A 10,748-nucleotide genomic window follows, 5' to 3' on the forward strand; every position below is an offset into this window, starting at 1 on the left:
ATGAAAGCGTCTACGAATACCGTTAAAACAGCATCCCTTTATGGCGCGTCATAAAGTTCCCATGTCAGTTGGCCTGCGTACTCACCCGCAACAGCATCACTATTAACGTTCAACATCAATCCCTCGTCCGCACCCCACGACCGCGTGACGTCAAGTTCTTCCTGGCCCTTTGGTGAAGCTGGGATGGGAAAAGCCTCGCCCGCCTTAATATGGGTCGTCTGCTTCTTCTGTACCCAGGCCAAGTTTCCAGACAATTGACGCTGATCCGTCGTCGCAAACGGCTCGGATACCCGGACCGCCAGTTTCCAACTCCGACCAGCATCACGCGTATCCCGGACCTTCAGTCCCCAGTTCAGGTGGCGTCGAATCAGTTGGCGTTCGCCCGTCAACTGCGTGGCTTTAAACGTACTGTCCTTAGGCAATTGGGTGAATTGTAACTGCCCCGCCTGCTTGATCACATGCACGCTAAACGGCCGTCTGGTCACGTTGCCGTACCCATCGTCCGCCGAAATGGTCACAACATTTCGCCCCATTTTAAGACTGTCATGGGGAATCGTCACGTGGAAATCCCCCGGTTGACTGCCCGGTTGCCGGGCCTGCGTGACCTGAGGCTGCGTCACGACCCGATTGTTTAACGTCACCTTTACGTGACTGTCCTCCCATTCCTCATGAGTCAACGGGTCACCACCATTGGTCAACCGACCAGCAATTAAAGCATGTTTGTCAGCCACAGCGTGCATCTCACTTTTACCAAGATTAGCTACCTGTAAGTCAGACTGCCCATTGATTAGGTATGGGATCGTCGCTGAGGGAATCCGATAGTCTGGTCCATAAAAATTCCCGATCACTGAAGGCATCCGCACCATCCGACTAGTCGGCCGAACGGTGCCCTCGATGCTCACCAGAATGGTATTTCTGGCATGTTGCACGTTAGCTGTCATTGACTGCTTCAACTGATACTGAAAGCGGTCGCCCTGTAAGGTCGGCTCCTCAAAAAAGAGATCATCTGACATCTGTAAGGCCACCTTCGCCCGCCGCCACTTGATTTCCTTAGGCAATGGGACATCGATTTTCACCCCAGCTAGCTCAGTCTTGCCAGTATACCGGGCCCGAAATGTGTAGCGCACCCGATGGCCCGGGTCAATCTTGTCGCCAGCCCGCAACAACCGGCCGCCCTCTTCCATAGAGTGTAACCCGGTCACGTCCCGCACGACAGCGGTTAATTTATCAAATTTCGGCGTGTCACTCAACTGGTCCACGACGACCAACCCGTTCTCACTCCCAGCCGCACTCGTTGCCCCGGTCACGCCCCAGAATACGCTGTTCGGCACGCTTCCGTTCACTGCGAACTGTTGCTGGTCAACTCGGACTTGCCCGGCTAGATAATCATCCTTACTCTGAAAATTTCCCGCCGCATCCTTGTCATTCAACTGATAGACCAGCACGCTCTCCTTAGCCTGCCACTTCACGGTCAAGTGGTGCCAACGACCATCCGCCAGATTACTGACCGGTCGTGGTTGCGTCGGTTTTAGACCGTAATAGTGTTGCTGAGCGGCTCCTAACCGGACGTAACTGCCGGCGGTTCCCGGATACCCGTGGTCCACGTGCATCCCGTTGGGCACCGTCGGATCGCCGTCAAAAAAGCCGTGCATCCCCGGCAACGGCGTCCGGTTCACGTGCGTATCAAACTCCAACGCCCAGCTATTCTGAATGGCCGACTGGGCCACTGCGAGCGGTTCGGTCACTAGCGGTGTCTTATCCGTTCCCCACACCCCCAGGGACTGCCCTGCGTGTGACTGCGCTCCCGCCTGTTGCGGTGCGTTATGCAGAACGAAGGCCAACCCATCGGCCGCCGCCTGTCCCTTGTCACCAAAGTACAACCAGAGGCCAATCTTCTTGTCCTGCTTCAAATTCAATTTAGCCTGAACCGAGTCCTGACTGCCGTCCTGAGACCAAACGGACCCCGCCTGACCAGTCGCCGTAGCCGGCTGATCACGCGTAATCAAAGCAATTGACTTCGCCATGCTCGGTGAATCCAACAGCTCTGCCGAATTCTGTGGCGCCTGGGTCGTTAACAGCTTATCCAGTGGCAAGCCCACCGGGGCGGTCCGCACGGCATGGGCCAGATCCGGATTATCAGCCGCCTGTGCCGTGACCCACTGGCTCCCCAAGCCACAGGCCACCGCTAGGACTATCAAAAGTGTTTTCATGTGTGTTGCTCCCCCTGCTTTTACATTCGGACACAGATTATACAGAGGTCGGTCAAGCCACACACCTTAAATGCTTAAATATAATTATTTAAATATGTAATTAATTGTGATAACGCTTACATTAGCTATCTAAAAGTAGGCAACCCAGGCCGTAATCCCAGGCTACCTACCGGGTCACGCGTGTTCCGTGACCTCATTCTACATAATGTCTAAATCCGATTGAATTTCTTCACTAAACGCTTCGCTGGCCGCGACAGCTTGATCAATCCCAGGGTCAAGCCGATGCTGATGGCCACCATCCCTGCACCGAAGACGGGCGTCCAGCTCAAGCCAAACTGGCTAGTCACTTGACCACCAATCCCTGAGCCCAGCGCGATACCCACGTTGAACGCCGCAATATTCAGAGCAGACGCCATGGTAATGTCGTTGGGTGTGTTCTTTTCAGCCAACTGAACAATGTACAGCTGTAAACCTGGGACGTTCATGAAGGCAAAGAACCCCATGAATAACACCGTCAGGAGACCCAGCCAGTGACTGCCAGACGTAAACGTCAGAACTAACAACGTCACAAACAAACCGGTAAACATCTTCAAGAGTGCGGCCAACGGTTTGGCATTTGCCCAACGACCGCCCAGTGTATTGCCAATCGCGACCATCAATCCGTAAACGACCAGGATGATGACAACGGCGCCAGCCGACCACCCCATCTTCTGTTCCAACAAAGGTGACAGGTAGGTGTACGCCACGAAAGTTCCCCCGTAGCCCAACGCCGTAACCAATAAAGCCAAGAGCAATTGTGGATTGCCCAATACCCGCAGGATGCCTTTGGCAGTGGCCTTGCTTGGCAATGGCAGGTTCCGGGGCACTAAAATGTAATCCGCAATCAACCCGATCACACCAATCACACTAATGAAGATAAAGGACCAGCGCCAGCCACCAAGCTGACCGATCATGGTGCCCATTGGTACCCCAGTCACCGTGGCGACCGTCAAACCGGTAAACATCACGGCGATGGCCGAAGCTCGTTTAGAAGGCGCCACCACGTCCGCCGCAATCACGGACGCCACGGTCATGAAAATCCCGTGGGCCAGTGCGGCGATGACCCGGCCAGCCAACAAGACAATAAAGGCGGGGGCAAAGGCAGCGACTAAATTTCCTAGAATAAACAGTAACATGATGATCACCATCAAGGTGTGCCGGTTGATCTGCCCGGTCAGTAACGTCATCAGTGGTGCACCGACCATGATACCCAGTGCGTAGACCGACACCGTCATGCCGGCCTGGGCCATGCTGACGTGGAAGCTCTGAATCAGTAACGGAATCAGGCCGACGCTGATGAATTCCGTGGAGCCGATGGCAAAGGCACTGACGGCCAGTGCCAGTAATGTAAAGGTTGGTGAAATTTTCTTAGTCATAATGACCTCCTCGTATTTCGTTTGCTAACGTGATAAGTATTGATTATACTGGTTAGTAACTTACGTACAAGAACCCACTTTAAAGTGCTATACCCACTAAAAGGTAACTATTAGACAGGAGGCCGTTTCATGCCCACAAAAACGTATCACATTGGTGTCGAAGCCACGATGGAAATCATTGGTGGCAAATGGAAGTCCATTATTCTCTGCCATCTCCGCCACCAAACCATGCGAACCAGCGAATTAGCTCGGGCCATTCCCCAAATCTCGCAGAAGATGTTGACGCAACAATTGCGTGAACTGGAAGCAGCAAATATTGTGACCCGTCACGTATACAAACAGGTGCCACCCCGGGTCGACTACGCGCTCACCGATTACGGCGAGTCTCTGTCTGGTATTCTCCATGAACTCTGCGTTTGGGGGGAAGATAATATCGACCGGCGGCAAGCTGAGGGTGAGGAGATCACCCTGTTAAGTCGCGACGATGTCTAACGGTTGATGGTTGATGGCTAATGGTCGCCTCCGGCTGTCAGGGCGGGTGCTAGCTGTGGGGACCGCCTGCGGCCTGAGAAACGTCCTCCGGCTCGACTGGAAGCCTTGGTCAAACCACCAAGTCTCCCAGCTCGTCCCGTGTTCTAACCTCGGAAAATTCACCGAGCTAAGAACACCGTCACGGCCAGCACCCGCCCTGACAACCTGCGGCTACGTTAGCGCATTGACGTTAGACCGGTGTTCAACGTCAAACTAGGCTTGTCACTGATTCCACTTAACTAGATTTCAATCTTATATTTACACAAAAATAGCTGATTACTTTGGATGCTGACATCCTTGGCGATCAGCTTTTTTGGTGTTGGCTTACATAGCTAGCATTAAACCATATTGACCACACGTCATCCCCAATAAATATCCCATATTCAAATCCAACGAGTTCGGTAGCCGACGGGTGGCAGGGGTGGTGCTGGCTGTGTCGATGGTGTTAGGCTGGGCGATTGTTTTTTCCCGGCCTTACAGCATGGGACGGGTTGGGAGACTTGGTGGGATTAACCAAGGCTTCCAACCGAGGGCCAAGACCGCTCCGCAGGCTTGGTCCGGTCCCCACAGCCAGCGCCGCCCCTGACGCCCGTCGGCGGCAATCCCTTCACACACCTCAGATTCCAACGATTTTTAAACCATAGATGAACTTTATTACCCGATTAAACGGTTGGCGCGTTAAATTAACACAGAAACTTGCTGAACTTCCCCCCTGAAAGGTCTATAATTATTTTTATTGCTATTTAAGATTGTTAATTTAATTAACGGATCTGGGGAGAGAAATCACTATGCACTTATTCATCAACATTGTGCCGCAAACCCAGTTGGATTGGCCGTGTTTAACAACGCTCATCGGGGAAATCACCGACCAACACTTTGCGGACATCACTTTAAACTTACAATTACCCACAGACCAGCAGCTAACTGCCGAACAAGCTCGGCAGGCGGACGCCTGGTCCCTGACCCAAAATACCCGCCCCCAGCTCAGTGCCACCGACACGACTCTCTTGAACCTACGAGAGACGGATCACCTGTTGCCGGGTGCACTACAGCAGTGGGCGCAAGTCACGGCCCAACACGCCGGCAGTCTGGTCAGCCTGGCAACGTTTGATAGCGCCGAACCAGTGGCCGCCCAAATTACCAACTACCTGGCCGATTACCAAGATTCCAGCACGCGGTTAACGCTGCAACAGCTGGCCGGCGACACACCGGTGACCGATACCACCACCCTGTGGGCCCTCCAAAGTTACAGCGTTCAAGATAACCTCCAAACGCAGCGCTTGTTGAGCCAACGGCTACGGTTAACTGGACTCTTACTACCTAAGGCCCTCCTACGTACCGACCTGCCACTGGTTTCCCTGGCTCAAACGCTCACAGTTCTGCAGAACTCGACCGATGTCGTTCGACTCCATGTGCCAACGTTAGCGCGCCAAGCTTGGTCCGCCACCACCCCCCTGGCGTGGTTGGATCAGCTACAGAGCATCACCGTCAGCGACCTCGACGTCAGTTGGCAACCGGTCTTCACGACCTACGCGCAAAATCAACTCAACACCCTGTTAGACGTTGCGGGGCGTCGGGCCCTGTCAGCGTCAGTTCATTTACAACTCTTGCAACGGATCAAGCACCTGACCGTCCAGCCAACCCGCCGGTGGTCTCGTCTCGGTCTCCTACAGCTCGTGTCGCCTCGCATGGCGCACCGGCTGTTCTATTAGGAGGTACCTCATGAAATTTAGTCTAATCACGCCGGTCAAACCCGGAGAATTAGCGCAACTGCAAGGCCTCAAACGCAACTTAGAAGCCCAAACGACCCGCGACTTTGAATGGCTGATTGCCACCACGCTGCCCATCGACGGCGGCCAACCCGAGTGGCAGGCCGACTTTGACATTCACATGATCACGCTGAATACGCCTACGATTGGCGCCGCCCGTAACGCCGCCATGGCTGTTGCCACCGGCGACTGGCTCGTATTCGTCGACAGTGACGACTACCTCTTGCCCAACGCCCTCACGGAAATGGCGGCCAGCCAAGCACTGACGGCGACTACCATGGCGGACCTCAACCAGTATGCCACCTACGAGCCCCACGTATCCTTTACCAACAGTCTCACGCCAGATACGGCCCGCGATAGTCTGCCTAAGTGGGGCGGTAAGAAGCGCCACGCCCCCAAGAACCGCGCCCTCAACTTAACATCTGAATTGGCGGCGACTCTACCCACTGATTTACCAGCTGAAGCTCAAAACTGGCTACAACACAAGACGCGGCTCTACCAGGGCGAACAACGTTGGCAAGCCTTTGACCGCCAACTTAAAATCAGTGGTAAGGTCATCAGTCGCAATTTGGTGCAACAAGCCAAGCTAACTTTTGACGCGACCAACGCCCTGTACCCGGACTATCATTTTCTAACTCAGGTCATGGCCCGGACTTCCCGCTACGTCGTTCTAGCCAACCCCACCTACATTCGGGTTCGGCACAATGATCCCATCAACTCGCCGGCCGTTCACCAGCTGGAAGTCCCTAACCGTTGGCACCTGCGGGTGGCGGCCTGGGAAGCTGGACTCACCGACCTGACCGATAGTGACCTGCAAACGGCCTTCAGTACCTACACGCTCCGCCGCCTGCACCGGTACCTCTTTCAGGCGTTAGCTACCAGCACGCCGGTGACCGTTGAAGACGTGCCCGCCCTCATGGCCCAGCTGCAGCATTACCTGCAAGGGGTTACGCCGGCCGCCTTTAACACGACACCCCGCTTCAGTCGCCAAATCTTACGTAAGATTCAACGGACTGGCAAGCTCCCCCAAACGCGCATCAACACCCTGGTACGGCTACGGCAATTGAACCGGGTCGTTCGCCATCGGGGTCGTGGAATCACGCGGTTGGCGTACAACTGGTGGTTTACCAAATTACCCGTCAAACCGCGGACGATTCTCTACGAATCCTTCCTAGGCCGGAACTTTTCCGACAGTCCCAAGGCCATTTACAACTACCTACAAGAAAATTACCCGGGCCGGTTCAAACACGTCTGGGTCATGAACCCAGACGTGACTGAGACCCCAGCTGGTCAGCCCAATACCAAGGTGGTCAAACGTTTTGGTTGGCGCTACATGTACTACCTGGCAACGGCTAAATTCCAGGTCATCAACATGCGCCAACCCAAGTGGTTCGTTAAGCGCCCGGGGACGCGTTTCCTGTCGACCTGGCACGGGACGCCGTTGAAGCATCTCGTCTTTGACATGGACAACGTGGCCAGTGCTAATCCGCTGTACAAAGCTATTTTCTACCAACAATCTCGTCAGTGGGACTACCTGGTCACGGCCAATCAGTTCTCCGTCGACGTCTTTGAACACGCCTTCATGTACCCCACGCAACAGATGTTGCCGTCGGGTTACCCCCGCAACGACATTCTCAGTGCGCCAGACAAGGATGACCGCGCGCATCAAATCAAGGTCAAGTTGGGGATTCCGTTGGACAAAAAAATCATCCTTTACGCCCCCACCTGGCGTGACGATGATTACTATGGTGTCGGGGACTACAAGTTCACGTTGAAACTCGACGTGGCCCGGCTCAAACGTGAGCTCGGCGACGACTACGTGTTGGTCTTACGGACCCACTACTTCATCACGGAACACTTAGACACGACCGGTTTCGGTGACTTCGTTTACAATGAATCCAGTTACGACGATATCAGTGAATTATATCTGATTGCGGACGTTCTGATTACCGACTACTCCAGTGTATTCTTCGACTACGCTATCTTGAAGCGACCGATTCTCTACTTCGTTTACGACTTCGAAAAATACGGCAGCGTGTTGCGTGGCTTCTACCTGGACATGGCCACCGACCTGCCAGGGCCGCTGTTGAAAACGAACGATGACGTCCTGGCAGCCCTGCACAATTTGCCGGCCGTTAAACAGGATTACGCGGCCGCTTACCAGCGGTTTAGTGAACGGTTCAACGCTTGGGAGGACGGTCACGCGTCTGAACGCGTCGTGAACGCCTTCTTCGCTGATGATTTGAAAGATTAACATGGTGATTGCCGCCTCCGGGTTGAATCTTCTTACATCTAAAAGGTTGTTCCCATCATTAACGTATACGAAAAGGGTGAGATTGGAAATTACTTCCAGTCTCACCCTTTTTTATTTAGCCTGAACTAGAAAATTCAGGATTGGTTTACTTTGCTGGTGCCAAGAAAATCGCGGCATCCCCCTGGTTAACGCCCTCGCCATAACCGTCTTCGGTTTGAACGCGGACACCAATGTGCCAGCCACGATACTGAGCCCGTTTAGCAGTTGGATAGCCAGCCTGCGTCAACAAGTTCTGATAGTTTGCCGTATCCATGACGGCTGACGAGTTGCTCAAGTGAATGTAAGTTTCGCCAGCTGGAACCGTAGGGGCTTCCTCGCCATCATCCGTGTAGACAACGCTTCCCGCTTGGTTAGACAGTTTCTGATCCGCAATGGTCCCTGGGAACAGACTCTGGATTTCTTGAATCAACGTATTTTCGTTAGAAATTGGTGAATAAGTCTCTGGATTGTCCGGATTCGTCTTAGCAGTCACACTAGATGCGGACGAAGTTTTCGTAACTGGCTTTAAATAACCACGCCAGATCCAACCTTGCAAGGTGCCATCAGCACTCTGAACATGATAGTAAATGGCATTGTGACCTTTGTACTTCTTATACAGTTTTTCATGCGCGTCCGTATACCAAACAACCGTCGGCGTAACGTCGTTATTACTGTAACGAATCCCCAGATGTTTTGAATATCGTGCGCCGGTGGTGGCCATCAGAGCATGACGCTTCATGCTCTTCCGCCAAACCAACCGAACGGAACGAGAACGAGCGGCCGAGTACTGACTGTTGGCCGAAGCCGTGACACTAGATACCCCTAAAATTCCAGCACCAACTCCCAAAACGAGTAGTGTTTGCGTAATTTTCTTCATTTTAACTTTCCTCCCATGAAAACTAAAAGCGCACAAACTGATAACTCCAAGTATAATTTTACATCTAATCTAGATATATCTCAAAATCAGATTCATAAAAGGTCAAGACGTCGACGTCTTGACCTTTTATTTGATACTGGAAACGATTAGTGGAAATTATAATTATTTGAGCGTTTTGACAAGGTGAGCATTGGCGGTGATATAACCGCCGGCGACCTTATACCGCAGGGTGTCCCCCTTGCGGAAGTTATTCACGTTGGAATAGGCCCAACCCTTAACGATGAAGGTAGAGTTTTTTGCGAAATGCTGATTTCTCTTGGTTAAGTTGGCCGTGTCGTAACGATTGATTGACGTCTTGGCTTGGACGCGCTTAGGCATCGTGTACTTGCCAGCGATGACCAATTTCTTGTTGGCGGAGATATATTTACCGTTGCTGAGTTGCAAACGCGTGGTGAGGTTACGGGTGACGATTTTATTCACCTTGAGAACCTCCCCCTGCTTGTAGTGAGTTGCCTTACCGGACAAATTACTCTTCGAATAGGCATTCAGACCACTGGGATTAATCACGGTAATCTTGCTTTGCTTCTTGGCGTAGTAGAGTGGTGCGACATAGTCGCTGTTTGCGGTGATGTAGCCAGTGGTGCCATTCCCATTGAGGTCTTTAACCTTGTAGCGTTTAGCCCCGTTTTTCGAGGTTGCAGTACCAATGACCTTGAACATAGGCCGGTTCATCCGGGACTTCTTTGCGTACATGGTCTTGAGGGCCTTCTTAGTGAAGCTTGAGGACCCATAGAGGCCAATCTTCTTGCTGGCATAGACAACGCTGTCCTTAACGGCAACGTCGGCTGCAGCCTTGCGATAGGTGTAAGTGACCGATTGATTGGCGCTGGTAAACTTACCAGATTCATCACCAATCGTCTTCACGAGCTTGTAGCCATCGATACTGAGGGGTGCCGTCTTGTAGACGTCCCCAAGCGAACCCGTTAAGGTCTTGTCTGGCTTCAAAGTGTTGCCTTGTTCATCGACGTAGTGAACGGTGACGGGCTTGCTGGTAGCGCTGGGCGTGACAGCGGGCGTCGTTGGCTTTGAATCATCCTTGTAGACGAAGCAAGTTGTGGTGGTTGATATCACTGCTGAACTCAGTTGGCCATCAGCGACGTAAGTGGTTTTTGTCGGATTACTATCATCGGTCTGCTTAATAATAAAGTTGGTGAGTGGTTCATTAAGCAAGGCGCGTTCTTTATCCGCGGAGGCTTGGGGATCCAATCGCACCAGTTGTTCCGATGAATCAGTTAAGTATCGATAGGACTTCGCAAGGTCCTGAATTTGTGGAAGATACGAATTCAAATCGTCTTCTGAGGCAAAGAACAAGTTAAAGGTGCCCGTAAATTTAATTCCTGAGAGGTCGTACATATCGTTTAGCATATCCGTGATTTTGCCGTCATACTCTTTCTTAATGTCGCTAAACTCTCGCGTGTGAAGATCCGTTTGTGCGCCGACCTTAAATAGCCAAGCGAAGAAGTAAGTATAGTCACTATAGTAGGTGGTCAGCTCGTCAGAACTTAACTCTTTGGGAGGGAGTGTCAAATTTTTTGTGTAAATGGAAGTCCTCTCCCATTAGCTAGCTTCTAATACATGGATTCTAACGTATCT

General features: G+C 52.4%; 7 protein-coding genes. 3 read left to right on the forward strand and 4 right to left on the reverse strand.

Translation table 11 applies throughout. The features are described 5' to 3' along the window. Positions 1-38: 38 nt before the first annotated feature. Positions 39-2,210 carry an L-type lectin family protein gene (locus tag EKM87_RS10745; protein WP_125684640.1) on the reverse strand — a complete coding sequence of 724 codons (2,172 nt, stop codon included), beginning with the start codon at positions 2,208-2,210 and terminating at the stop codon, positions 39-41. A gap of 209 nt (positions 2,211-2,419) precedes the next feature. Beyond that, positions 2,420-3,625, reverse strand: a complete 1,206-nt coding sequence (locus EKM87_RS10750) for an MFS transporter (RefSeq protein ID WP_125684642.1) — start codon at positions 3,623-3,625, stop codon at positions 2,420-2,422. A 129-nt stretch (positions 3,626-3,754) separates the two neighbouring features. Between EKM87_RS10750 and EKM87_RS10755 the strand changes: the two genes are divergently transcribed. From EKM87_RS10755 to EKM87_RS10765, 3 genes are all read left to right on the forward strand, one after another. Further along, positions 3,755-4,117, forward strand: coding sequence for a winged helix-turn-helix transcriptional regulator (locus EKM87_RS10755; RefSeq protein WP_125684644.1), 363 nt, complete (start codon positions 3,755-3,757; stop codon positions 4,115-4,117). 827 nt (positions 4,118-4,944) lie between these two features. Next, positions 4,945-5,868, forward strand: coding sequence for a hypothetical protein (locus EKM87_RS10760; protein WP_125684645.1), 924 nt, complete (start codon positions 4,945-4,947; stop codon positions 5,866-5,868). 10 nt (positions 5,869-5,878) lie between these two features. Next, positions 5,879-8,179 (forward strand): bifunctional glycosyltransferase family 2 protein/CDP-glycerol:glycerophosphate glycerophosphotransferase, encoded by a 2,301-nt coding sequence (locus EKM87_RS10765; protein ID WP_125684647.1) that lies wholly within the window; start codon positions 5,879-5,881, stop codon positions 8,177-8,179. Positions 8,180-8,324: 145 nt separating this feature from the next. Here the strand turns inward: EKM87_RS10765 and EKM87_RS10770 are convergent, their stop codons facing one another. Beyond that, entirely contained in the window at positions 8,325-9,095 is a 771-nt protein-coding gene (locus EKM87_RS10770) for a hypothetical protein (protein ID WP_125684649.1), read from the reverse strand. Between the two features lie 162 nt (positions 9,096-9,257). Further along, on the reverse strand, positions 9,258-10,682 hold the full coding sequence (locus tag EKM87_RS10775) for a DUF5776 domain-containing protein (protein ID WP_125684651.1): 1,425 nt from the start codon (positions 10,680-10,682) through the stop codon (positions 9,258-9,260). Positions 10,683-10,748: the final 66 nt, after the last annotated feature.

The sequence above is a fragment of the Levilactobacillus yonginensis genome (assembly GCF_003946265.1).
In the GTDB taxonomy this organism is placed as follows: Bacteria; Bacillota; Bacilli; order Lactobacillales; family Lactobacillaceae; genus Levilactobacillus; species Levilactobacillus yonginensis.